The organism is Dethiosulfatarculus sandiegensis (genome assembly GCF_000931935.2).
Classification (GTDB): Bacteria; Desulfobacterota; Desulfarculia; order Desulfarculales; family Desulfarculaceae; genus Dethiosulfatarculus; species Dethiosulfatarculus sandiegensis.
This window is the reverse complement of sequence record NZ_AZAC01000034.1, coordinates 202,422-227,008: the sequence shown is the minus strand read 5'-3', so window position 1 is coordinate 227,008 and position 24,587 is coordinate 202,422. Positions and strand designations below refer to the sequence as shown.

The following is a 24,587-nucleotide window of genomic DNA, read 5'->3' as shown; positions in this document are numbered from 1 at the left end:
ATAAATGTGAGGGCCTTTTGCGGTTAAAGCTCACAGAACCGGCTTATACTGGTTTCGGGACGCTTTTTGCCCAAAGGCAAAACCGCCTCTAGAGAGGGGAACCGGGCCGGAAGGCTATTTTTCAGCCTTCCGGCCCAGGGTCGACTTTATTTCATCAAACCGGCTTCCTTGTAGTACTTCATGGCGCCCGGGTGAATCGGCGCGGACATACCTTCAAGCATCTCCTTTTTGGTCAGGTGCTTGTAGGCCTCGTGCAGTTTTTTGAAGTCTTTAAAGTTTTCAAAGACTTCCTTGGTAATGGCGTAAACCACGTCATCGGGAACATCGGCGCTGGTCACAAAAGTGGCCTTCACCGCAAAGGTGGGGACGTCTTTTTTGTTCAGGGCCTGGGGATAGAACTCAATCGGAATCTTGGCCTTGACGTAGTAGGGGTACTTTTTGATCAGGCTGTTCAGCTTGTCGTCATCCATACCCACAAAACGGGTCTTGATCCTGCCCGCGGTGGCTTCCTTGAACAGGCCTGCCGGGTTGCCCACGGTGTAGATAAAGGCATCCACCCTGCCGTCCTGCAGCATCTTGCCACTCTCGGCCGCCTTGAGGCCCTCGGCCCGGGCGAAGTCCTTATGACTCATGCCGTATTCTTTCAGGATGTCAATGAAGTTCTGCCTCTGGCCGGAACCGGGGTTGCCCACTGCAATGGCCTTGCCCTTGCAGTCGGGCACGCTCTTGATGCCGCTGTTTTCAGAGGCGCACAGGAAAAAGGTCTCGGGGTGAATGGTGAACACGGCCCGCAGTTTCTTCTGGGGTCCCTTGTCTTTCCACTCGGCCAGGCCGTTCCAGGCCTGGTACTGACGGTCGGACTGGACCACGCCGAACTCAAGGTCGCCGGCCATGATCGCGTTGACGTTAAAGACTGATCCACCCGTGGATTCAACCGTCACACGCAAGTTGTACTCTTTGCGCTTTTTGTTGACGATCTTGGAGATAGCGCCGCCGGTGGGATAATAAACCCCGGTGACGCCGCCGGTGCCGATGGTCACATATTTGGTCCGGGCCTGGGCGGACTGGGTGTCCGCAAGCACCAGGCAGGTGGCCGCAAAGGCCATAACCAACATCAATACACCAAACTTTTTCATAGATCTCTCCTCCTAGAAAACGTTGGACCCGTTACCTGTTTACGAGCTCGGCCCTTTCAAGCCGCTCTTTGACTAGCCTTTTCTATGCTCACTCCTTTTTCCGTTTGGAAAAATCATCCAGCGCATCGACGCGCTCCGGCGCGGAAACCGTGGCCAGGCAAGCCTCGACTTCATAGTCCATCAAGGCCTCCATGCTGACCTCCGGAGCCATATCGATACCTTTTTTGATCAGCTTTATGGAAAAAGCCGAATTGGGGGCTATCTTGGCGGCCAGCTCAAAGGCCGCGTCCATGAGTTTGTCATCTGCCACCACCTGATTCACCAGGCCGATACGGGCCGCTTCGGCACCCTTTATGAATTCGCTGGTGAAAAGCAGTTCCTTGGCCTTGCCCGGCCCCACCAAAAGCGGCAAGAGCCGCATGGCCCCGCCGGTCACCGAGCTGGAGACCTTGGCTTCGGGCGAGCCAAAGGTGGCGTTCTCAGCCGCGATCCTTAAATCGCAGGCCAGGGCCAACTCATATCCGCTGCCCAGGGCGTAGCCGTTGACCGCGGCTATGGTTGGCTTTTCAAAACGGATTATGAACCTGGAAATTTCCTGGAGATAGGTGATGTATTCCCGGTACTTGGCCAAGGATCTTCCTTTGGAGTCCTTGAGGTCCGCACCGGTGGAAAAGGCCCTGCCGCAGCCGGTGAGGATGACAACCTTGATGTCACCGTCGTCGCGGGCATTGATAAAGGCCTGGTTCAGCTCTTCCCAGAGCTGCTTATTCATGGCGTTAAGCACCTTGGGTCGATTCAAGGTGATAACCGCGCAGTAATCTTTTTTCTCGTAGATAACAGTTGGTTCGGGCATATCAGGACTCCTTTGCCTCATCCAGAATGATCCTGGCATCAACGATACTCATCCCAGAGGTGTGAACCAAAACCGGGTTGAGGTCGATCTCCTTGATCTCCGGGTTATCCAGGACCAGGGCCGAGAGGCGGTGCAGAAGGTCTTCCACCGCCGCCACATCCTTGGCCGCCTGGCCACGCACTCCCTTAAGCAGGGGATAACCCTTGATGGACCGAACCATGCGACTTACGTCTTCGTCGTAAACAGGAGCCACTCCAAAGGATACGTCTTTCAGCACCTCCACGTAAACCCCTCCCAGGCCAAACATGAGAACCGGCCCGAAATTGGCGTCCTTGATCATGCCGAAAATGCATTCCTGGCCGGATTCGGCCATGGGCGAGAGCATGACTCCCTTTATCTGGTTCCGGTCCGCAACCTTAAGCGCCGCCTCTAAAATGGAGTCAAAGGCCTTGGCCGTCTCTTGTGCGTCTTTTAGGTTTAAAAGAACTCCGCCGGAATCCGACTTGTGAATTATGGCCGGACTTACGATTTTGGCGGCCAAGGGATAAGAGCCCATCTTTTCTGCCAGGGAAAGGGCCTCTTCCTTTGTCCCTGCCAAGGCAAAAGGCGGCATGACAAAGCCGTAGGCCTTTAGAAGTTCATGGGCCTCCGGCTCCAGGAGGTTATTGCGGCCCTCGGCCCAAACTTGGGCAAAAAGTTCTTTTGCCTTTTTCCCGGCCCCGGGGTTTGGGCTGTATTTAACTTCCGCCTCTTTTTTGCACCGGTTGGCGGCCTGATGGGCCAGCGCCGACAGGCACTGGGCCGTACGGTCGCTGGATTCGAGCACCGGGATGCCGCCCTTGCGCAAGGCCTTTACGGCCTCGTAATCCTGCCTGGCAAAGCTGGTGTGCACCAAAAGGGGTTTTTGGTACTTTTTGACCATGGCGGCCATATCCTCGGAGGCCTTGGTCTCCAGCTCCCCGACATGTTCTGCGATTATGTCCTTGAACCCGCCGAAAAATCCCGTGATGTAAACCGAATCCACGGAATCATCCTGCATGACCAGGTCCACGCACTTGGCGATCATGTCCGGATTCTCCTCGGCGGTTCCCCCGTAGTCAATGGGATTGTGGGCAGGCATGCCCGCAAGCAGGTAGGTTTTGATCTGCTCCTGGCGTTCTTCACTCAAAACCGGCACCTCAAGGCCCCAGCGCTCGGCATTGTCCGCGGCAACAGAGTTGTCCCCACCGCCTTCGGAGAGTATGCAGACCCTGTTTCCCCTGGGCACTGGCGCATCCAAGAAGCATTCGGCCAAGTCAAACATCTCGTCCACGTTGTTGACCCTTAAGATGCCCGCCTGTTTAAAGGCGTCTTCCACAATGGCGTCGTCTGCGGCCAAGGCGCCGGTGTGTGAGGCGCTGGCCCTTTGCCCGGCTGTACTGCGCCCCACCTTCAAGGCGATAATGGGCTTTTTCTTAACCGCCCGGCGGCAGACCTTCACCATCTCGTCACCGAACTTGATGCTCTCCAGGTAGAGCATGATGACGTCCGTGTCGTCATCCGAGGCCAGGTAGTCGATGTAATCGTGGAACCGCACCCCAATGGCGTTGCCCGAGCTTATGATGCGGCTGAATCCCCTGCCCCGGCTGTGGGCAAAATGACTCAATGAGTCGATGATGTTGCCGCTTTGGGCCAGAACGGAAAGCTTGCCTTTTTGAAGGCCCGGAATACCCAAAAGGTTCATCCTGCCCGTGGCGGAAAACATCCCCGAGCAGTTGGGCCCGATTATGTTTATGCCGGTTTCTTCGGCCACTTCCATTATTTTGGCTTCAATGGCCTTGCCCTCCGGGCCGGTTTCTCCGAGGCCCGCGGTAATGATAACCGCGCCCTTGGCTCCCTTGGCCGCGGCCTGGGCCACGGCATCGGGAATAAACCTTCCGGGAATCACTATCATGGCCAAGTCGATTTTACCGTCAATCTTATCCAGGGACGGATAGGCTTTTTGATCAAAAAGACGGTCGCGCTTGGGATTAATTAGATAGATATCTCCGGAATAACCTCCCTGGAAAAGGCTTCTGGTTCGCCTTTCCGCGGCTTTTCCCGGAACCTCCGATGCTCCAACCACGGCAATGCCTCCGGGGTTGAAGATTGCACTCAAGGGATGAGCGTTCGCCTGCATCCTTCAAGTCTCCTTGCTTAAAAGCGTGGTGTTGAATTTGGTTGTCCATTTCCCGACAACATGGGCAAAATTCCTTTTGTCAAAGGCACTCGTCGGTTTTTTACCGATAAGCACTCCGCCCGCCTCTTCTAAAGACCGCGAAAACCTTCCCGGCGGTTTGTCGTGGCCCCGACAAATCGGCAAAATATTCCAGTTTGCCGATTTGTCAGCTCAAGACCATTGCTTCTAATTATCTGTGCACTAATATTATTCTAAATATTAGTAGTATTTCGCTCCGGGCAAAACCGCATGAAAGCGGCCTCTTTTAAAAAGTCAATCCCGATCCTTCTCGGATTCGGCGTCCTGAAAATAAACCCCTTTTTGACGCCACATTTTCTCCAGGTTGCCGAGCCTGCGCATGGATTCATCCCCTTCCATATAGGCCAGGGCCGTTACCAATGCATTTAAAAGGCTTAAAGCGGCCACAAAAGACTCCATAAAGGAATCCATGCTGAATGACGCGGGCAAGACATGGTCGGACAAAAGGGCCAAGGGGGAATAGGCGCTGTCTGTAATACTCACTACGGTTACACTGGTTTTTTTGGCTTCTTCCACCGCCTCCAGGGTGAGTTTGGTATAACGGGGAAAAGAAAAGGCAATCAGAACCGAACCGGAATGTAAATTTTTGATATCGGACCAGAAATAGCCTATGCCTGGGCTCATTAAGGTAGGCCTGTGCCCCAGGTTGCGCAGGGCGCTGTAAAAAAAATGGGCCAGGGAATGGGCCGATCTTAAGCCAAGGATATGAATCGACTCGGCCCGGCTCAATACATTCACCACCTCTTCAAAGGCACTAAGGGAGGTGGTTTTAATGGTCTGCTCCAGATTGGTCAGATCGGAATTCATAACAGCGGGCAGGATATCCTTGACTGAACGGATTCTCCCTTTGGTGTCTTCCATGCGGCTCACCGTATCCAGCCGGGAGATCAATTGCTTGCGCAGGTGATCCTTGAGCTGGGTGAGGCCATTGAAGCCAAGCGCCTGGGCCACCCGCACCACAGTGGCGTCGCTGACCCCCAGCTCCCTGCCGACCTGGGCCGCAGTCATGAAAAGCGCCTGTTCGGTATTGGCCAGAAAAAAATCCGTAACCCGTATTTGAGTCCGAGTCAGCCGAACAGGGCCTTTGGCAAAAAGAACATCCGGATGCAGCATGTAAAACCTGAACCATTCTTTTTATTACTTAGATATTTTTTATATGTAATAATTACTACATTGAAAAAAGCCGTGTCAACCAAGCAATAAAAAAATATGTATTTTTCTTATTTTTAAACTATTGTTAATCAGTTAGAAAAAAACAGCAACAAGCGTACAAGTCGGTAATAATAACCCTTTAGATTTAAAGTTTCTGCGCTATAAAAATGAAACGCCGAATCATATAATGAGGTAAGCGTAATCTATATACATTCCAAGACAAATAAAGCTTAACACCAAAGGATCAAAAACCGCCTCGGGTTTCAGATGCAAGTCACCGACGGTTTTAAGTGGTATAATCTGCTCTACCGGTTCACAGTTAAAAATACTTGAGTAACAAAAACCGCGGCTTATGCCGCCGAAAACAAGCGAAACGGAGTTTTAGCATGAAGTTGATCAACTACAAGGATGTGCCTGGAACAGAATACCCCAGTGATCTGGCCAAGGGAGCAGTGGGCCGGGTGGTTATCGGTCAGGCTGACGGCGATACCAGCTTCTGCCTCAGGGTCTTTGAGCTAAGCCCCGAAGGACACAGCGCCCTGCACAGCCATCCTTACGAGCATCAGGTCTTTGTACATGCGGGCAAAGGCGAAGTCTGGAACGGTTCCGAATGGCAGGAAATCGCCCCGGGTTCAGTGATCTTTATTCCCGGCGGCACCGAGCATCAGCTTAGAAACAAAGGCCAGGATCTCCTGGTCTTTGCCTGTGCCATCCCCAAAGGCGCTCCCGAGCTGTAAGCCTTTTCCCATATGCCAAGGCAATAAGCCTGTCTCGGCCGGATAAACGGCCGAGACAGGCTTATTTCATTTTTTTCAACCCCACCGCCGCATCCCTATAAAAAACCACCCCCACCCCCTTTTTCCGCTGTAAAGCAACTTGTCTGTCATCACGGAATTATAGATAATATGAATGGGGGGGGTCAAAAAGGATTCACCCACACGGACTGTTTCCTCACCCCCGCCAAAATTACAAACCAATAACGATTCGAAGCTGATGGAAGAATACGATGTAATAGTAGCCGGCCTGGGACCGGCTGGAGCAGGCGCGGCAACGGAACTGACCAGGGCCGGAGCCAGGGTGCTGGCCCTGGACTCGGGGGCGAAAAAACCCTGCGGCGGATGTATATCAATGAGGTGGTCGTGGCTTTTCGACTGGTTCGGAAAGCCCAAGTGGTTTGAGGATCACCAGGTAAACAGGCTCTGCCTTAACTGGCAGGGGAAAATCCCGGTATTCTGGCAAACTAAAAAATTCGGCGCGGTTTTGGTGGACAGAAATCTTCTGGATAACCACCTGGTTCCAAAAGTTAAGGCCGGGGGAGTTGAGATATTAAACGCCAGGCTAAAATCCCTCAGGCAAGTCAAAAGTAAATACCAGATCCGCACCACCAAGGGAGATTTCCGGTGTTCCTGGCTGGTGGACGCCTCGGGAAGCTCTCTTGCCCTTAAAAAGAAGTTTAATTTAGGGAATGCAAGTTCATTCACCTACAAGGCCCTGGTCTGCGAAACCAAGGCTAGTAAAAAAGTCACTGAATTATTAAGCCGGGGAACGGCCTTGATTGACCTGGGCGCCATTCCCCTTGGTTACGGTTGGATATTTCAAAGGGGAGAAACCGTAAACTTTGGCGTTGCCACCAGAAGGCTGGATAAACTGCCCCCACAAAAAAACCTGCAGACCTGCCTGGCCGCCTTTGCACAAAGCTATGGCCTTGAAACGCCCCAGAGGTTCAGGGGAGCTGTAATACCCTGCCCTGATCGGAAGACGCCTTTACTTAGCCGGGGCAACATCCTTTTAACCGGGGATGCGGCCTCTTTGGCTGATCCTTTTTTGGGAGAAGGAATCGGCCAGGCCATGCTAAGCGGACGCCTTGCCGCAGAGGCGGTGTTGAAAGGCAAGGCCGATTATTACAAGACTTCGATAAAAAAGGGACTTTTAAGGGAACACGCCCATGCCAGGATGCTGGCCGGGCTGATTTACAACCTGCCGGCAAAAGCCCATGGCCTGGCTCGCCGACACCCCGGCAGCCTGGAGACCGGCTTCAAACTTCTACGGGGCGAGATCACCCACAAAACCCTTTGGGGCCATATCCTGGGCAAGATTCTCGGATTCAAACCATCTCTTGACCGCTCGCCGGGGGGCTACTATAGTAAGAGGCTGAATTAATATCCTTAACCGCTGATAAAAGGCGCAAAAAGGGATCACCGGATCAAAAGGTTCGCAATTAGCCCAGGGCAAAAAAAGACTAAAACTCGCCCACGGATTCAGAAGGGCCGCGAATCTTTTAAAGGGGGTTTTATTGACCCAGTTCAGGCAACCAGCCATTTGGTGGCCCATACTGGTATTTGGGGTCTTGATATTCTCTGGTGTAGCCGTATTTCGGGGAGCCCAGGAATATTTGGAAGTAAAGGCCAGACTCAAGCAGATACAGCAGACAAACCAGATGCTGGCCGAAAAAAACAGACTTCTTTACCAGAATGTCATCAGGCTCAGAAACAACCCGCAAGCCCTGGAAAAGGCCTGCCGTGATGAAATGAACATGGTAAGGCCCGGTGAAGTGGTTTATCAAAGGCCCCTGCACCGAGAAGAAAGGGGCGCCCCCTAAGTTTTGCCTGACAACCATTTGATTTATCTGTAGGTATTAGCCCTGTGACCGCTAAAAGAATAGTAATGTGCCCAGATAGCCATTTCCCGGTAAACCGGGCGTGAAAAACGGTCAATAAAAATCGCAGATATGCCTTAAATCCGGTAATAAACAGTATATAAGCCGTCTAGCAAGGGAGAGGCCCTTAATGGCTGACACAAAAGATCAAAAAGGCTCTGAACTCTTCCTCTTGGAAGCCTGGGTGGCGGACAACCCGGGGTCATTGCTTTTTTTAAAACTGGCCGATGCCTATCGCACAACCGGACGCTTGGACGAGGCTGCCCAGGTTCTGCAAAAAGGCCTGGTCATGCACCCGACCCTGATTCAGGCCAGGGGGCTTTTGGCCTCCATTCTGGAAGAGACAGGAGATTCCCAAGGAGCTCTGGCCCAATATATGGCGGCGGCAAATGAAATCGCCGCCCATGCCGATGTATTCAAAAACCTGGGAGAACTCCTGGAAGAACAGGGTTCAGGCGCACAGGCATCCAAGGCTCTGGAAGTCTATGAAGCGTTGGCCCATGGCTTCATAGGCAAAGAGCCTGCCAAAGCCGCGTCCAAGGCCATGAGCACGAATGAGATTCAGGCTGCCAGGGGAAGGCTGAAGGAAGCGGCCCGGGTTTATAAACAAATGCAGACCGAAGAACCTGAGATAAAAGAGCCGCCGGAGGCTGAACCCGCCGGCCGGGATATCTATCAAAAAGGTCTGCTGGACAGCCTGGATGCCTTTAAAAAAGCGGCCCGCAAAAGAGCGGGCGCTTAATCCGGGATTATTTCAAAAACTTTTTTCAATAAGGGAAGAATCGAACAATATGTTTAGTACTGCCGAATTCAGAAAAGGGCTTAAAATTGAAATTGACGGAAAGCCCTTTACCATCGTTGAGTTTCAGCACGTAAAACCCGGCAAGGGCGGCGCTTTTGTACGCACCAAGCTGAAAAACCTTGAGACGGGCCAGGTGCTGGAGCAGACCTTCCGCTCCGGAGCAAAGGTGGACAAACCGGACCTTGAAGAGATGAACGTGCAGTACCTTTATCAGGATGGCGAGCAATACGTCTTCATGGACAACCAAACCTATGATCAAATTTTCATCGCGGGTGAGCATCTCTCTGACGTGATTCCGTTCATGAAGGAAAACACCGACCTGATGGTTCTTTTCCACAACGGCAAACCCATTGGCGCGGAACTGCCCATAACCATGGAGCTGACCGTGACCAGCACAGAGCCCGGTGTCAAAGGCGACACAGCCACCGGTGCCTCCAAACCCGCCACCCTGGAAACAGGCCATGTGGTGCAGGTGCCCCTTTTCATTGAAGAGGGTGAAGTATTGAAGATAGACACCCGCACTGGAGAGTATTTGGAACGTGCCTAACAACTTCGCACCCAATTTTACAGCCACTGGTATTGGCTCTTTACCGCACAGCGATCCGGTTAAGGCTGTTGCCAAAGTCCAGGGCGAACTCAAGGAAATGCCTTACTGGCCGCAGCTTTCCAAACTGGGGCCCTTGGAGGACATGAACCTGCAGTTTGCCTCGGCCTTGAGGCCCTTGGTGGAAGCCGCCACTGAAACCCGCGAGTTAAAGGCCCACCCCGGAATCTCCCGGGAAGAGGCCTTGGCCGGGTTTTACGAAAGGCTTTTCGGGGCTGAGCTTAATGATTTTGTCCTGCATGAGGAAGAGGCCAAGGGGCTTTATTTATTCATGGACCAAATCAGGGCGGCAGGCAGTGAGAACTTCCCCTGGTTGAAGGGTCATGTGACCGGCCCCTTGACCTTATCTGCCTCTGTTATGGGGCGGGATGAAAAGTCCATCCTTTACGACGATGAAATGGCCGAAGCGGTGGCCCGTGGTCTGGGTGCGGCGGCGGCCGCCCAGGCGGATCTTTTGGGTGAGCTTGAAAGGCCCTTGATGGTCTTTATTGACGAGCCTTTCCTCTCCGGCTTTGGCTCCGCCTTCACCCCCATCAGCCGGGAAAAGGTGATCGAGCTTCTGGGTTACACCCTGGAAGAAGCCAGGACCAGGGCAGCCAAGACACCGGTGATGGGCGTGCATTGCTGCGGCAATACCGACTGGGGTATGCTGATCGAGGCCGGGTTTGATGTCATCAACCTGGATTCAGCCGGATATGGCGAAAACCTTCTGCTCTATCCCGAGGCGGTCAAAGGCCTTTTGGAAAAAGGCGGAGCCGTGGCCTGGGGTGCCGTGCCCACCGCGGAGTTCAGGGGTGACGAAACAGGAGAAGGTCTGTGGGCTCATTTAAAGGGTCTTTTAGAGGGGCTTGAAGCCAAGGGAATCGCCAAAGAGGTTTTGGCTTCTCAGGCCTTGGTGACCCCGGCTTGCGGCATGGGCTCTTTGAATGAAGAAAAGGCAGCCCGCATATTGGAGCTGACCGCCGAGGTGAGCCGCTTGGCCAGAGCGGGATACGCCGCCTGATATAAAAAAGACAAGGCTCATTAAAAAGCGCGCCCTGGGTAACCGGGGTGCGCTTTTTTTCCGGCAAAGCCCTTCTCTGCCCGCCATCAGGCAAAAAACTTGGATTATGGCCGGTGGCTCGAATTACTCGCCTTAAGAAAGGACTTGCAATTCGGCGGGCCCTCTCCCCTCTCCCCTCTCCCCGGGGTCCCCAAAATCTCTGATTTTAGGGGTGACTAGAGGTCCCCAAAATCTCTGATTTTAGGGGTGACTAGAGGTCCCCAAAATCTCCGATTCTAGGGGTGGCTAAGGGGTCCCCAAAATCTCCGATTCTAGGGGTGTAATCCTTGGCCCGCATTCAGGCTGTTTGCAACAGCCTGAAAAAAGGCGCTCCGCTTAAAAACGGCGCGCCTTTTTAACACTACCAATTTACAGGCCGTGTAAGGGCCTTTATGCCTTATAATCCCAGGTCGTCTGAAATCTCCCGCATGGCGTTTAGGGCCAAATCTGCAAACTCGGACAAGGGGATGTCCAGCTTTTCACAGAGACGGATATGATCCCTGTTTACGCTTCTGGCAAAGGCGGTTTGCTTCATGCGTTTGGTAATGCTCTTGGGTTTTACGCTGGCGAGTTTTTTATCCGGATAAACCAGGGCGGTTGCCACCACCAGTCCGGTGACGGTCTCTCCGCAGGTAAGCGCCAGATCAAGGTCTGTTTTGCGCTCAACACCCAGGTTTTCCGCATTGTGGGCCTTGATGGCATCCAGCACGTCTTCGGAAAGCCCGTAGGGCTCAAGCATTTCCACCGTTAAAAGACCGTGCTTGTCCATCTGGCCGTCTTTGCCGGCCTTTTCATAATCCAGGTCGTGCAGCACCCCGGCCACTGCCCACTTTTCCTCGTCTTTTCCCAAGCGGCGGGCAAGAGCCCGCAAGACAGCCCCAGAGGCCAGGCTGTGCTTGCGCATACTGGCATCCAAAAGATGGCGCTCCATGAGCGCCCTGGCCTCCAGGTAGTCCATGACTAACCTGCCTTGGCCAGGCGGCGAGTCTTTTTCTTCATCTTGGAGAGACGACGGCGCAGAGCTTCCACCTTTTTATCATCGCCCTCTTCGCGAAGTTTATCCCGCTCGGCTTTCAGTTCGGCCATTTCCTTTTTCAGGGCGCGGATGGCTCCGGCGTCGACCTTTTTGCCGCCCTCATCCTCAATGCCGCGGGATTCCTTGATGGCCGCGATCAACTCGGCCTTGTTCATACCATGAACGCCGACAATACCGCCTTCAGCCAAGGCTACCTCGCGCAGTTCTTTGGCGGTCATTTTCTCCAGGGGTTTTTCATTTTCAGCCATGATCGTTCCTTGTCTTTATCTGTTTTGCTTTTAAGCGCCACGGGTTTTATACATTTAAAAATCGCAGTTTACTCGTTTTCCGCCTTACCTGCAAGGTCTTTCAAAAAAGGCCTGATCATATCAATCGGCAAAGGGAACAGGGTGGTTGAGTTATTTTCAGCCGCAACCTCGCGCAAGGTCTGCAGATACCTCAATTGCAGGGCCTGCGGGTGTTTGGCAATAATCTCCGCCGCCTGGGCCAGACGCTCGGCCGCCTGGAATTCACCTTCCGCATTTATGATCTTGGCCCTTCTCTCACGCTCCGCCTCGGCCTGGGCGGCCATGGCCCTTTGCATTTCAGCCGGAAGATCGATGTGTTTCACCTCCACGGTGCTCACCTTGATGCCCCAGGCGTCTGTGTGGGTGTCGAGTATCTCCTGGAGCTGATTATTTATCTTATCCCTTTCCGAGAGCAACTCGTCCAGCTCCACCTGCCCGCAGACCGAACGCAGGGTGGTCTGGGCCAGCTGGCTGGTGGCATAGAGGTAATCCTCCACCTGCACCACCGCCTTTATGGGCTCCATAACCCGGAAATAGATAACCGCGTTCACCTTTACCGAGACATTGTCCCTGGTTATCACATCCTGCGGAGCCACGTCCATGGCCACGGTGCGCAGGCTCACCTTGACAATGCGGTCAATAAGGGGAATCAGGATGATGAGTCCCGGCCCCTTGGCCTTGATCACCCTGCCCAGGCGAAAAATAACCCCGCGCTCATACTCCCTGAGAACCTTAAGAGCGGCTATGAGGAATAATATGGCCAACACCACAACCGGCGTGAGCCCCCCCAGAAAGCTGGCCACAGCGGCTAAGAATCCTTCCAAAAAGCCCATGATCACTCCTTGTCAGGTGAATTGTTCTTATCTTCAAAGACCACTGAATCATAAGGGACCACCTGAAGGTCCAGGCCCTCATGTCCCACAACCTTCACCACCCGGTCTGGTTCCAGCCCCTCAGTGCCCCTGGCCCGCCAAAGTTCCCCCATAATCCTAACCTTGCCCGGGCTGGTGACAACTCCCTTTTCTCCCACCAGACCCTCCATGCCGGTTATGCTTTTGGTCATCTGGGCCTTGCCGGCCAGATAGGCCAGGGAGGCAAAGAAAACAATGGTTGCGGCTACTGTGGGGATCAAAACAGTAAGGGAAATGCCGACCAGAGCGCCCGCGTCGCCTGTCTCAAACAACATCAGGGAGCCAAGCAAAAGGGATATGGCCCCGGCCACGGAGAGCAGGCCATAGCTGGTTATCTTTATTTCAGCGATAAACAGCACCACGGAAAGGCCGATAAGGGCCATGCCCGCAAAGGAGACCGGCAAGGCGCTCAAGGCGAAAAAGGCCAAGATCAGGCACAAGGCCCCGACCACGCCGGGCAAAATGGTGCCCGGATGGCTCAGCTCAAAATAAAGGCCGCCAAGGCCGATCATTAACAGGATATAGGCCAGGTTGGGATTGGCCAGGGCGGAGAGGATCTTGTCCCTTAATCCCGGTTCATGGACCTTAAGCCCTTTGCCCTTGGTGCTTATGGTGATTTTGCCGAGGCCGGTGGCAACAGTGCGCCCTTCCAGGGCCTTGAGCAGGTCGTCTACATCACGGGCCAGAAGGTCCACCAGCCCTGCCTCTTTGGCCTTTACCGCGTCAAAGCTCCTGGCCTCTGTGACCATCTCCTTGGCCAGTTCAGGGTCCACTCCCTTTCTTTTGGCCAGGCTGGTTATCAAGGCCGCGAGATCGCTCTTGGCCTTCTTGGCCATGGTTCCCTTGATGTCGCTGCCCCCTGCCCCCACCGGGCTGGCCGCGCCGAGGTGCGTGGCCGGCGCCATGGCCGAGACATGGCCCGCCAAGACTATAAAGGCCCCCGCGCTGGTGGCCCTGGCCCCGGCCGGAGCCACAAACACGGCCACCGGAACCCGGGACTTTATTATGGCCTGCACCATGTGACGCATGGAGTCGGCCAGACCGCCCGGAGTATCAATTTGTATCACCACCAGGCAGGCGTTATCCTTTTCCGCCTTGTCAAGGCTCTGGATAAGAAACTGTTCGCTGCCGGGATTAATGGTGTCAGCCAGATTTATAACCCAAACAGGGCCGTCACCGCCCGGGGAAACCGCCAGGGAGGCCAGGCTTCCCAAACCAAGCAGGCACGCCGCCGTAAAAAGGATCAGCCCTAGCTTTTTCATGGTCTTTCCCTTGCGTTAAGGGTGAATGCGGCCAAATGGAAAAACCGACGCCCTTTCCGATCAGGTTAGGTCAAGTGGGTTTCTATGTCCAGCCCGGGTTTCAGGGTATTTAAAACGGTTGAAACAACAATGAAATCTAAAGCGGCTTTTTACGGGCAATTAAAAAAACTATCGGCAAGTCGGGATGCAGGCCTCAACCGTTCTCCGGGTTATTTTAAAAAAGGCCTTTTAACGCTTATGAGATGGGGGGCAATTAATTACACAGCTTTTTAAAAAGCTGTCACAAAAGCCCGGCGATAAATTTGAGATCCTGATAAGCCGCCGCCTTTTTCCGCGGTTCATGCAAAAGATCTCCTGGCTGAAAGGTTACTATGGTCTTTATCCCCTGGTAGTCATGCACCTTGCCGCGCAGCTCTTCCAGGGAAAAATCAACAGACAACAAAATCCGGGCCGCAAAAGCGCCCAAGATCACGATCAAACCCGGATCAACAGCCTTGATCTGCCTGTCAAGGAAACCAAGGCAGGTCTTGGCTGATTCGGCATCAACCTCCATCCCCCGGGGGGGACGGCATTTCACCAGATTGGAGGCGTAAACCTGTTCCAACCCAAGGCCGGGCACTTTAAGCATGTTTGCTATGAGAAGGCCCTCGTCTCCGGCCAGGGGAAGACCATTTTCATCTTCCAGGGCGCCCGGCGGACCGCTTATCAAAAAAATCCGGGCCTTTTCCCGCCCCCTGCCAAAGACCAGGTTTTTCCTGGCCGCGCCCAAGGGGCACCTATTACATTGTCCCATTCCGGCCTCAAGGGACTCAAGCCCCAAGTCATCGCAGCCCTTGGCCAGAAGGGAGTCTAAAAGCAGATCCAAATCCTTTTCCCCGCCTTGAACCAGGCCCAGGCCCAGCCTTTTTCGGCAGGCCAGGTTTTCCCTTAAGGCGGCTATTTCAAGTCTTAGATCCACTTATCAAAAACGTCCTTTTTTCAGCTCGCTCAACTTGTCCAGGATGCGCCAGGCCACATCCGCCTTGCTCATCAAAGGCAGGGCCTGGGGCTCTGCCTCCCTGGTGATGAAATGAACCTGGTTGGTGGTCACGGCGAACCCGGAATCCGGGGCGCTGATATCGTTTGCCACCAGCATATCCAGGTTTTTGCGTTCAAGCTTGCTTCTTCCGTTTTTAATAACGTCTTCGGTTTCGGCTGCGAAACCAATCAATATGCGATCCTTTTTCTCTTTACCCAAAGCGGCGAGAATATCCGGAGTGGAAATAAAGGAACAGGCCTGGCCTGCGCCGTCTTCTTTTTTAACCTTGTAGGTGACACAATCCTTGGGTGCGAAATCACTGACCGCGGCCGCCTTGATGACGGCATGGGCATCAGCCGCTGCTTCAACTGTAGCCTCATACATTTCCTGGGCGGTGGTGACGCGCCGCACGTTCACACCCAAAGGGGCTTCCAATGCGGTGGGACCCAAGACAAGGGTCACGGAAGCCCCCCTGAGCCAGGCCGATCGGGCAATTTCCAGGCCCATCCTACCGGTGCTGGGGTTTGAGATATAGCGCACCGGGTCCATGTGCTCCCTGGTGGGGCCCGCTGTGACTACAATCCTGACTCCCGCCAGATCCTGGGGAGCCAGATTTTTCCTGACCAGCTCGGCTATTTCGTCAGGCTCGGTCATGCGGCCGGGTCCCTCTTCGCCGCAGGCGGTGCGCCCGCTGGCCGGGCCCGCCACCAAAGCCCCCCGCTTCACCAAAACCTCGAGGTTTTTCTTGACCGCTGGGTGGGTATACATTTGGGGATTCATGGCCGGAGCCAAAAGCAAAGGACAACGGGCCGCCAAAAGCACGGTGGTGAGCAGATCATCGGCCATGCCCGCGCCCGCCTTGGCCAGGAAGTTGGCAGTGGCCGGGGCCACCACGATAATATCCGCCCACCTGGCCAGTTCGATGTGGCCTATGGTCACTTCCTGGGCGGGATCAAACATGTTTCCGGCCACAGGGTTTCCGGTGACAGAGGCAAAGGTGAGCGGCCCTACAAAGTTCTCCGCTCCTTTGGTCATAACCACCCTGACCATGAGACCTTCCTTGGTCAGGGTGGAAGCCAGTTGAGCGGCCTTGTAGGCGGCTATTCCTCCGGTCACCCCTAAAAGCACATTGGTGCCTATTGTCTTCCGTGTCATTTATCTTTCACTTTTTGCCGGATAAAGTCCGCCAAAGCAAACCGGCCCTTAGGTTGTCCCGAGCCTTTTTGCCCAAAAATCTCACCAGACCCTTTTCAGAATCACTGCATGGTGGGGGCCACCCATATTTCCAAAGTGGTGTCCAGGGAGCCCTCGGTTATCTGAACCACGCAGGTCTTGCCTTTTTTGGCAAAGAAAAGCGCTGAAGTGGTGGATTTAAAAGACCCCTTCAACACCCAATTATCCCTGGCCATGGCGCTCATGTAAAAATTAATCAGGCTTACGCTGTCCACCCTGTCCTGGAAGGTCAGCACACCGGCCTTGAAATCCCCGACCCTGAAGATCATGGAGCGATCCTGGATCATATTCATACCCGAAGGGACCTGAACATCGTCAAAGTCATAATACTTGGAGACCGGGGCCTTGGCCGATTGAGCGCCTGTGGGCTGTTGATTAAAGCCCGCCATCTGGCAACCGGCCAAAAGAGATGCCAAAAGCAGCAAAGGAAGAATGGTTTTTATTTTTCTCATGACAAATCTCCTGCCAAAAGGTGTGCACCAAAATCCGGTTCAGCGCATCTTTTTATCAATTTTGCCTTAATAACGGGCCAGAACCAACTCGTCCACGGTTTTTCTGGGGGGATACTTAACCTCGCCCATGGGCCAGCCCAGGGCCAGCACGGCCATCATTCTGTACTCTTCCCCCAGGTTCAACAGCTCCCGCACAGATTTTGCGTTTTTAAGGATTTCACCGAGCCAGACCGCGCCCAGGCCTGCGCCATGGGCCATGATCAACATATTCTCCAGGCAGGCCCCAATGGACTGGTGATCCTTGGTCTGGTCATACATGGAAGGCTCGTGAATAAAAACCGGCATTACCACCGGTGCGTCTTTGATGATCCTGCCTGAGGCGGTCAGTTCCGCGATCTTAAGTTTCAGGGCCTGATCCCTTATCACCACAAAACGCCAGGACTGGTTGTTTTTGCCGCTGGGCGCCCAACGTCCGGCCTCGAGGATTTGGCCCAAAAGCTCGTCATCCACGGACCGGTCTGTGAACCGGCGTACGCTGTGACGGGTTTTTATCAGTTCCAACAACTCCTTGGGGTCCAACGCTTTCCTGCCTTTCTTTTGGCTTTTATTCCCGCTCCCCTTGGCGGCCCAACCCCATGGCCAGACCCTGGTGAGACAGGAGAAATATTTTACACCTCACCTCATAAACTCGGCAAAATCGGATTCAACCGGATTCCGCCGAAAATTTGAAAACGATCCCTTCAAAAAAGCCGCTTTGGGGTTTAATCCTTAAAACCAAGCGGATTGTCGGGCGTTTATCATCTTTTCATCGGAGAGTCTAGCTTATGCTTTTATGCCAGTCAAGAAAGCCAAACTCCTTGCCTGAATGGCTCAGCTTGACTAAACTGGGCATGTTTACAAGGCAAATTAAAATTCAAACCAAATAGCGGGCCATGATCAGCATAAAACAAAGCAAAGAAAACTCTTCGTTTTTACGGAGTCTCGATTCCCAGGGCCTTAACGCGGACCCAGCCCGAGGCGAGGCCCCTTCCCCACACCGAAAACCGGGTAAACTTCTCATTGCCCTTATTCTGCTTTTTCTATTTTGCAATTTACCTGGAGCGGCCCTGGCCCAGGGGCAACCGGTTGACGGCGGCTCCATTGTTTTTGGCAGCATAGGCGACGCAACCAGCCTTATTCCGCGCATAACCAGCGACACGGCCAGCAGCGATGTGCAGAGATACCTTTACAACGGGCTGGTTAAATACGATAAGGACCTTAAACTCGTCGGCGATCTGGCGGAGTCCTGGGAGATCAGCCCGGACGGCCTTTCCATAACCTTTCACCTCAAAAAAGGGGTGAAATTCCACGACGGCCATGAATACACCTCCAAAGACGCCATGTTCAGCTATGAATTCATGGTGGACCCCAAGACCCCTACGCCCTATGCAGGGGATTATTTAAAGGTCAAAAAAGCCGAAGCGCCCGATCCCTACACCTTTAAGGTCACCTATGGCGAGGTGTTTGCTCCTGGTCTGGCCTCCTGGGGTATGCCCCAGCTTCCGAGCCATCTGTTAAAGGGAAAGGACATCCGCGAAAGCCCGCTTAACCGAAACCCCATAGGCACGGGCCCCTACCGCTTTGACTCCTGGCAACAGGGCAGCCGCATAACGTTAAAGGTTTTTAAGGACTATTTTGAAGGCAGGGCTCATTTGGATAAAATCACCTTCAGGGTGATTCCCGACATGGCCACCCTGTTCCTGGAACTCAGGGCCGGAGGTATTGACCAGATGGGGCTTACGGCCTTGCAGTACCAACGCCAGACCAATAATGCATTCTTCAAGAAAAACTTTAACAAGTTCAAGTATCTCGCATCTTCCTATGTCTATCTGGCCTACAACCTTAAAGACTCCAAGTTCAAGGATGTAAGGGTGAGGCGGGCCCTTACCCACGCCATAAACAAAAAAGAAATCATAAAAGGTGTGCTTTTAGGCATGGGTCAGCCTGCTGTTTCCCCTTACAAACCGGGCACCTACTGGTACAACCCCAATGTGTCGAAATATAAATACAATCCCAAAAAGGCGCTTCAGCTTCTGGCCGAAGCTGGCTGGAAAGACACGGATAACGACGGCATTTTAGATAAAAACGGCCAGCCTTTTGAATTCACCATCATAACCAACCAGGGCAACCCCTACAGGGCCAACTCGGGCATCATTATCCAGCAACGCCTGGCCGCCATTGGCATAAAAGTGCAGATCAGGGTTATTGAATGGGCCTCTTTTATCAAGGAATTCATTGATAAGGGAAGGTTTGAGGCCACCATACTCGCCTGGACCATTACACCGGACCCGGATCTTTACGATGTATGGCACTCGGAAAACGCCAAACCAGGCGGGCTCAACTTTGTCAGCTACAAATGCCCGGAACTGGACGAGCTGCTCACCCGGGGCAGACTCACCTTTGATCAGGCCGAAAGAAAGGCCATCTACGACAAGGCCCAGGAGATACTGGCCAGAGACCAGCCATATACCTTTTTATACGACACCTATGCCCTGCCTATTGTGAACAGCCGTTTTTACAATATTCATCCTGAACCGGCCGGTATCAGTTACAACTTTATCCGCTGGTTTGTGCCCAAAGACAGGCAGGGCGTAAAACTGCTGCCCTGAGGTGAAGATGAAAACAGCGGCCAAAAACCAAAAAAAGTAGTCAACCATCCAGTCCGAGGAGTTAAATGATCCTTTTCTTTGCCAAACGCCTTTTAGGCATGATACCCATGCTTTTGGGGATCACCTTTATCAGCTTCATGATCATGCATCTGGCCCCCGGCTCGCCCACTGACCTGGCCACTGATCTGAACCCTAAGATGAGCGAAATAGCAAAAGAAAGGCTGACCAAGCTCTACGGCCTGGACAAGCCTGTGCATATCCAATACTGGAACTGGCTTAAGCGCATGGCTGTGCTGGATTTCGGCCGCAGCTTTGCGCCGGACGGCCAGCCGGTGCTGGATAAGATTGTGAGCCGCATTCCCATAACCGTCACCATAAACGCCCTGAGCCTGGTTTTGGTATTGGTGATAGCCATTCCCATAGGGATCTACTCGGCCACCCACCGGGGATCGCCCTTTGACCAAGCCACCACTCTTTTCGTATTTGTGGGGTTTGCCACCCCCTCCTTCTGGCTGGCCCTTTTGGCCATGATCCTTTTTGGGGTGCAACTGGGCTGGCTGCCGATAAGCGGCATTAAATCCATTAATCACGATCAATTGACCTTTATGGGCCAGCTGATGGACTATGCCAGGCATCTGTTTTTGCCGGTTCTGCTCTCGGCCTTTGGCAGCCTGGCCAGCATGAGCCGCTACATGAGGGCCAACATGCTGGAGGTAATCCGCCAGGATTACATCACCACAGCCCGTGCCAAGGGGCTCACCGAAAGGGTGGTGATATATTCTCACGCCCTTAGAAACGCCCTTATGCCGGTGATAACCATCTTAGGGCTCAGCCTGCCCGCCTTGATCGGCGGCTCGGTTATATTCGAGTCCATCTTTGCCATACCGGGCATGGGAAAACTGTTTTACGACGCGGTGATGGCCAGGGACTATCCCCTGGTCATGGGCGGACTGGTGATAGGAGCGGTGCTCACCCTTTTGGGCAACCTTCTGGCTGATGTGAGCTACGCAGCCACAGACCCGAGAGTGAGGACCTCATGAGCGGGACAATCAGCCCTAAAGACGGTTTTGGCAGGCGCTTTGCCTCTAACCGACTGGCCGTGGCCGGGTCCTTTGTGGTGCTGGGGCTGTTTCTGGTGGCCCTGGCCGCTCCCTGGTTTGCGCCCTACCCACCGAACCAGATCAATGTGGACGCCATTTTGCTGCCGCCTTCCGCGGAACACCTTTTCGGCACCGATGAGCTGGGACGCGATGTTTTCAGCCGCATGGTTTACGGCAGCCAGGTAAGCCTGCAGGTCGGTTTTGTCTCGGCCGGCATCGCCACCTTGGTGGGTGTGGTCTTGGGCGCCCTGGCCGGATATTACGGAGGCAAGGTGGAAACCGCGATCATGCGCTTTACCGACATGATGCTTTGCTTCCCCACCTTTTTCCTTATCCTGGCGGTGATCGCGCTTTTGGAGCCCAGCATAGTAAACATCATGGCCGTGATCGGGCTCACAAGTTGGATGGGCGTGGCCAGGCTGGTGCGGGCGGAATTCCTCACCCTGAAAAAACGAGAATATGTGGTTGCGGCCCGCAGCCTGGGGGCGGGGGACTCCCGCATTATTTTCAGGCATATTTTGCCCAATGCCCTTTCCCCGGTTTTGGTGGCCCTGACCCTGGGAGTGGCCGGCGCCATATTGGTGGAAAGCGGCCTTTCCTTCCTGGGTCTGGGAGTTCAGCCGCCCCAGGCGAGCTGGGGCAATATTCTCACCCAGGGCAAGGCCAACATCGAGATCGCCTGGTGGTTATCATTTTTCCCGGGGATTGCCATCCTGGTAACCGTTTTGGGATACAACCTTTTGGGGGAAGGAATAAGGGACGCTCTGGACCCGAGAATCCACTAAAACAGGCTTCATAAAAGAATTCACAGATGACGGCGATAAAATTAAAAATTGCCGTCATCTTAGCTTGCTGACAAAGTCCTCTTGGACTTTGTCAGAGGCCACTTGGCAAAAATGCGATTTTGCCAAGTGGCTAGAATTATTCGTCTTAAGAAAGACTCGCAATTCGGTGGGCCGTCCATGGCCCGCGTTCAGGCTGTTTGTCAGCAGCCTGAGATGACACCGGACCGATTTTTAGCACGCTTCATGGTCGACGGGCTAAAACGCTCTATTTTAAAAATACATAAAAATAAAGAAAGTTGGCGGAGTTCAAATTCTACCAAGTTTGGATTGAAAACGGCAGGGTGATTTTTTAGGGAGCTCTGGCTGATCGATTAAAACTTTACCATCGTTATTTTTTTAGATTGGCATATAATATATTAATAACCTCTATTATAGGAAATATTTATTATAGACTAATTACCGAAGCCAAACATCTTTATGGTTTGTATTGAATAATATCAACTCGCTTTAAAATTTTAATGAAGGTCCCGCAAGATGCGTATCCTGATTGTCGATGACTCACAAAAAGACAGGTTGTTTTTTAAAAATGTCCTGCATGAAGCAGGGTTTGAGGATACGGTCTATGTTGATTCGGCTGACCAGGCCTTCGCCATTCTGAAACTGCGGCAGCCGGAAACCGATCCCCCTGAAATTGACCTTATCCTTATGGATATCGGCATGCCCGGTTTAAATGGTATTGAAGCCTTAAAAAAAATCAGGGCCGTGCACCATTTAAAAGACATCCCGGTTATCATGGTCACCTCGGAACTTAATGATAAAAATCTTATTCAAGCCTTTGAATCCGGTGCGACCGACCTCATCAAAAAGCCCATGAACAAAATTGAACTTTTGGTGCGCATGGGTGCCGCTTTACGCTTAAAACGCGAAACAGACCGCCGAAAGGCCCACGAAAAAGAGCTGCGCAAAGCCAATCAACGCCTGGAGCGCTTAAGCTCTTTAGACGGCCTCACCCAGATCGCCAACCGTCGCAGGTTTGACGAGCACATGGAGCAGGAATGGCGCAGGGCCATACGCACCGGCCAGCCCATGGGGCTGGTAATGGCCGACATAGACCATTTCAAGGCCTTTAACGACACCTATGGCCATCAAGCGGGAGATGACTGCCTCATCCAGGTGGCCCAACGCCTGTATCACCTGCTGAAGCGCCCGGCTGATTTGGTTGCACGTTACGGAGGAGAAGAGTTCGCCATAATCCTGCCTGAAACTGAAATCGCAGGTGCGGGAGACTTGGCCGAACAGATGCGAAGGTCAATCAAAGACCTCAAGATAAAGCACAGTTCCTCGCCGGTTGCCCGGGTGGTGACTATAAGCCTGGGGGTTTCATGCGCCCTGCCCACGGCGAGTATCGAGCCCGAAGAACTCATCTCCCAGGCCGACCGAGCCCTTTACCAAGCCAAAAACCAGGGGCGCAACCAGGTTGTCCTTTGGTCGGGCACTGAACCGGCGGCCTGACCATCTTTGCCGATTGTCTTGTTATCAGCTCCGCTTTATGGCAACATACCCCGAAATCAATATCGATCTAATTAGATACTGCCAGCCAAAGGTGAAGTATGATTGTACGGAATCTCGAGCACAAAGAGGTGCGGGCCACCCGGTACCGGGCTCACGACGGAGGCACCGCCCACATGGTGCTGGATGCCAGATGCCTTGAAACGCTAATGTTTTTGGCTCACGCCGCGGTGCCGGTGGGGGAAAAGCTCTCGGCCCACATAGACCCCATGGAAGAGATTTACATCATACAGACCGGCAAGGGGCTTATGCAGGTTGATCAGGAGACCAGAGAGGTTAACCCCGGCGACGCCATCCACATCCCCATCGGCAGTGTGCATGAACTGACCAATACCGGAGATAAAGAGATGACCATCCTGGTGGTGGCCGGGCTTATTCCAGGTTATCCACGTTGAGATTCGTCTTCCAGGGCCCCCAGGGAGAGTTCCAGGCGGGATTTCATCTCTTTTTGGGCCTGCATAAAGGTTCCGATATCCAATCCCAAGGCAATCACAGACTCGGGCAGGGTTACAAGAGGTCCGTCATAGCCGCGTTCCAGGCTGAAACAAAGTTGCTCTGCCCCCCAGACCAGCCAGGCCTCTGAAGAAGCGTCCTGGGGCGGTTTTTGGTGTAATCTGGCCGCTTCGGTAAATACCCGGGGAAAGCCCCATTTCTTGAGCAACACCTCTCCAAAGCTGCCGTGATGCCGGGCCAGGATCTCGTTGAGTTCCTCTTCGTCTACCAAATCCGGCAGGGTTTGATTTTGCTCCAGTTTATCCACAAACTGTATCAAGGCCAATTTGCCGATATCATGCAGTATGCCCAAGGTAAAGGGATCAACTGTTGAATTGACGCCCAGGCATTCGGAAAGGACCTCGCAACCATGGGCGCAGACAACCGAATGCCGCCAAATCTGCTTTATCTGCTCATCATAGCGTTTGCTTGACATTGCATACATGGACTGGCCGCAGATCAGGTAGACATATTTTCTGGTGGCGGCCATACCCAGGCGTCGTATGGCCTGTTCCACAGTGGTGTTTTCGGAAACACCCCTGTATTGGAGTGAATTTGAAACGCTTATAAGCTTGAGAGAAACACTGGCATCCTGTTTCAAAAGGTCGGCCACCAGAGCGCCGGAAGCCTGTTTGGCCATCAGCTCGCGAAACCTGATAAAAATATCCGGCGGCGAGGGCAGGCTTAATTTACCCTGTTCCAGAAGCTTGAAAAGATGCACCCCCAGATCCACTTTCTGGGCCTGACTTACCTGACTTCTGCAGATCAGATGCCTGGTATGGTCATCGGCGGGGTGAAAAAAACCCAGGCGCTTCATCTTGGCTTCCAGGGTCTTCTTTTCAAAGGGCTTTACAACGTAGTCATCACAACCGGCCTGCACGCATTTTAAAAACGAATCCTGATCCGCCTTGGATGAAATGATAATCACCTTGGTATGGGGCCCGCCTATTTTCTCTTCCGCTGCCCGCAACTCAACCAGCACCTCGAGCCCGGATTTTTCGGGCAAAAGCAGATCCAGGACCACCAAGTCAAACCTGTTTCCAGCCCCGGAAGCGCCTTTGAGAAGTTCCAGTGCCTCAAAACCATTATCCACGGCCCGGCACCAGCCATATGGGCTCAAATAAAAATGTAGGTTTTTACGGCTGACCAGATCGTCGTCAACAACCAGAATCCGCATTAGCACCTCAACCAGAAAACAACTAGATATTCAGTCTTACAGCGCCGCAATCTATATACTATCATCGCCTGATTCTGGGAAGCGCAAAAAACCCGGCAGGAGCATTATGAATTTTTCTTCAGCCGGTATTCTTGCC

General features: G+C 53.3%; 24 protein-coding genes. 11 read left to right on the top strand and 13 right to left on the bottom strand.

Annotation, left to right across the window (positions count from 1 at the left end):
• Positions 1-146: 146 nt before the first annotated feature.
• The 4 genes from X474_RS18535 to X474_RS18520 form a co-directional block, all read right to left on the bottom strand.
• The gene (locus X474_RS18535) at positions 147-1,136 is read right to left on the bottom strand and encodes a TAXI family TRAP transporter solute-binding subunit (RefSeq protein WP_052515391.1); all 990 of its coding nucleotides are present in this window, start codon (positions 1,134-1,136) and stop codon (positions 147-149) included.
• An 88-nt stretch (positions 1,137-1,224) separates the two neighbouring features.
• Positions 1,225-1,989 carry an enoyl-CoA hydratase/isomerase family protein gene (locus tag X474_RS18530; protein ID WP_044350992.1) on the bottom strand — a complete coding sequence of 255 codons (765 nt, stop codon included), beginning with the start codon at positions 1,987-1,989 and terminating at the stop codon, positions 1,225-1,227.
• A 1-nt stretch (position 1,990) separates the two neighbouring features.
• On the bottom strand, positions 1,991-4,147 hold the full coding sequence (locus tag X474_RS18525) for an acetate--CoA ligase family protein (RefSeq protein WP_044350991.1): 2,157 nt from the start codon (positions 4,145-4,147) through the stop codon (positions 1,991-1,993).
• A 312-nt stretch (positions 4,148-4,459) separates the two neighbouring features.
• The gene (locus X474_RS18520) at positions 4,460-5,338 is read right to left on the bottom strand and encodes a MurR/RpiR family transcriptional regulator (protein WP_044350990.1); all 879 of its coding nucleotides are present in this window, start codon (positions 5,336-5,338) and stop codon (positions 4,460-4,462) included.
• A 425-nt stretch (positions 5,339-5,763) separates the two neighbouring features.
• Here X474_RS18520 and X474_RS18515 point away from each other — a divergent pair, with 425 nt between their 5' ends.
• From X474_RS18515 to X474_RS18490, 6 genes are all read left to right on the top strand, one after another.
• Positions 5,764-6,114: a cupin domain-containing protein gene (locus tag X474_RS18515; RefSeq protein ID WP_044350988.1), complete on the top strand. Its 351-nt coding sequence runs from the start codon at positions 5,764-5,766 to the stop codon at positions 6,112-6,114.
• A gap of 256 nt (positions 6,115-6,370) precedes the next feature.
• A complete protein-coding gene (locus X474_RS18510; protein ID WP_197282184.1) occupies positions 6,371-7,537 on the top strand; it encodes a geranylgeranyl reductase family protein in 1,167 nt (388 codons plus the stop codon).
• Between the two features lie 133 nt (positions 7,538-7,670).
• Positions 7,671-7,976 (top strand): FtsB family cell division protein, encoded by a 306-nt coding sequence (locus tag X474_RS18505; protein WP_052515390.1) that lies wholly within the window; start codon positions 7,671-7,673, stop codon positions 7,974-7,976.
• Positions 7,977-8,163: 187 nt separating this feature from the next.
• Positions 8,164-8,775, top strand: coding sequence for a tetratricopeptide repeat protein (locus X474_RS18500; RefSeq protein WP_044350986.1), 612 nt, complete (start codon positions 8,164-8,166; stop codon positions 8,773-8,775).
• Positions 8,776-8,824: 49 nt separating this feature from the next.
• Entirely contained in the window at positions 8,825-9,382 is a 558-nt protein-coding gene (gene efp, locus X474_RS18495; RefSeq protein WP_044351128.1) for an elongation factor P, read from the top strand.
• Entirely contained in the window at positions 9,375-10,442 is a 1,068-nt protein-coding gene (locus X474_RS18490) for a uroporphyrinogen decarboxylase/cobalamine-independent methonine synthase family protein (protein ID WP_044350985.1), read from the top strand. The genes efp and X474_RS18490 overlap by 8 nt, the downstream gene beginning before the upstream one ends.
• Before the next feature lie 436 nt (positions 10,443-10,878).
• Here X474_RS18490 and X474_RS18485 read toward each other — a convergent pair whose 3' ends face one another.
• From X474_RS18485 to X474_RS18445, 8 genes are all read right to left on the bottom strand, one after another.
• Positions 10,879-11,439, bottom strand: coding sequence for an HDIG domain-containing metalloprotein (locus X474_RS18485; RefSeq protein ID WP_044350984.1), 561 nt, complete (start codon positions 11,437-11,439; stop codon positions 10,879-10,881).
• Positions 11,440-11,441: 2 nt separating this feature from the next.
• Complete coding sequence (locus X474_RS18480; protein ID WP_044350983.1) at positions 11,442-11,765, bottom strand: Rho termination factor N-terminal domain-containing protein; 324 nt, start codon at positions 11,763-11,765, stop codon at positions 11,442-11,444.
• A 68-nt stretch (positions 11,766-11,833) separates the two neighbouring features.
• Positions 11,834-12,637, bottom strand: a complete 804-nt coding sequence (locus X474_RS18475; protein ID WP_044350981.1) for a slipin family protein — start codon at positions 12,635-12,637, stop codon at positions 11,834-11,836.
• A gap of 2 nt (positions 12,638-12,639) precedes the next feature.
• Positions 12,640-13,977: an NfeD family protein gene (locus X474_RS18470; RefSeq protein WP_044350980.1), complete on the bottom strand. Its 1,338-nt coding sequence runs from the start codon at positions 13,975-13,977 to the stop codon at positions 12,640-12,642.
• A 280-nt stretch (positions 13,978-14,257) separates the two neighbouring features.
• On the bottom strand, positions 14,258-14,935 hold the full coding sequence (locus X474_RS18460) for a uracil-DNA glycosylase (RefSeq protein ID WP_052515389.1): 678 nt from the start codon (positions 14,933-14,935) through the stop codon (positions 14,258-14,260).
• A gap of 3 nt (positions 14,936-14,938) precedes the next feature.
• On the bottom strand, positions 14,939-16,150 hold the full coding sequence (gene coaBC, locus X474_RS18455; protein ID WP_044350976.1) for a bifunctional phosphopantothenoylcysteine decarboxylase/phosphopantothenate--cysteine ligase CoaBC: 1,212 nt from the start codon (positions 16,148-16,150) through the stop codon (positions 14,939-14,941).
• A gap of 101 nt (positions 16,151-16,251) precedes the next feature.
• The gene (locus X474_RS18450) at positions 16,252-16,680 is read right to left on the bottom strand and encodes a hypothetical protein (protein WP_052515388.1); all 429 of its coding nucleotides are present in this window, start codon (positions 16,678-16,680) and stop codon (positions 16,252-16,254) included.
• A 66-nt stretch (positions 16,681-16,746) separates the two neighbouring features.
• Positions 16,747-17,241, bottom strand: a complete 495-nt coding sequence (locus X474_RS18445; RefSeq protein WP_231688348.1) for a nitroreductase family protein — start codon at positions 17,239-17,241, stop codon at positions 16,747-16,749.
• 371 nt (positions 17,242-17,612) lie between these two features.
• On the opposite strand from X474_RS18445, the gene X474_RS18435 reads away from it, so the two are divergent.
• From X474_RS18435 to X474_RS18415, 5 genes are all read left to right on the top strand, one after another.
• Entirely contained in the window at positions 17,613-19,328 is a 1,716-nt protein-coding gene (locus X474_RS18435; protein WP_082464491.1) for a peptide-binding protein, read from the top strand.
• 65 nt (positions 19,329-19,393) lie between these two features.
• On the top strand, positions 19,394-20,368 hold the full coding sequence (locus tag X474_RS18430) for an ABC transporter permease (protein WP_044350972.1): 975 nt from the start codon (positions 19,394-19,396) through the stop codon (positions 20,366-20,368).
• Positions 20,365-21,213: an ABC transporter permease gene (locus X474_RS18425; RefSeq protein ID WP_044350971.1), complete on the top strand. Its 849-nt coding sequence runs from the start codon at positions 20,365-20,367 to the stop codon at positions 21,211-21,213. The genes X474_RS18430 and X474_RS18425 overlap by 4 nt, the downstream gene beginning before the upstream one ends.
• Before the next feature lie 534 nt (positions 21,214-21,747).
• A complete protein-coding gene (locus X474_RS18420; RefSeq protein WP_044350969.1) occupies positions 21,748-22,725 on the top strand; it encodes a GGDEF domain-containing response regulator in 978 nt (325 codons plus the stop codon).
• Between the two features lie 98 nt (positions 22,726-22,823).
• A complete protein-coding gene (locus X474_RS18415; RefSeq protein WP_044350967.1) occupies positions 22,824-23,177 on the top strand; it encodes a cupin domain-containing protein in 354 nt (117 codons plus the stop codon).
• Here the strand turns inward: X474_RS18415 and X474_RS18410 are convergent.
• Positions 23,165-24,451 carry an HDOD domain-containing protein gene (locus X474_RS18410; RefSeq protein WP_044350966.1) on the bottom strand — a complete coding sequence of 429 codons (1,287 nt, stop codon included), beginning with the start codon at positions 24,449-24,451 and terminating at the stop codon, positions 23,165-23,167. The genes X474_RS18415 and X474_RS18410 overlap by 13 nt on opposite strands.
• Positions 24,452-24,587 lie beyond the last annotated feature (136 nt).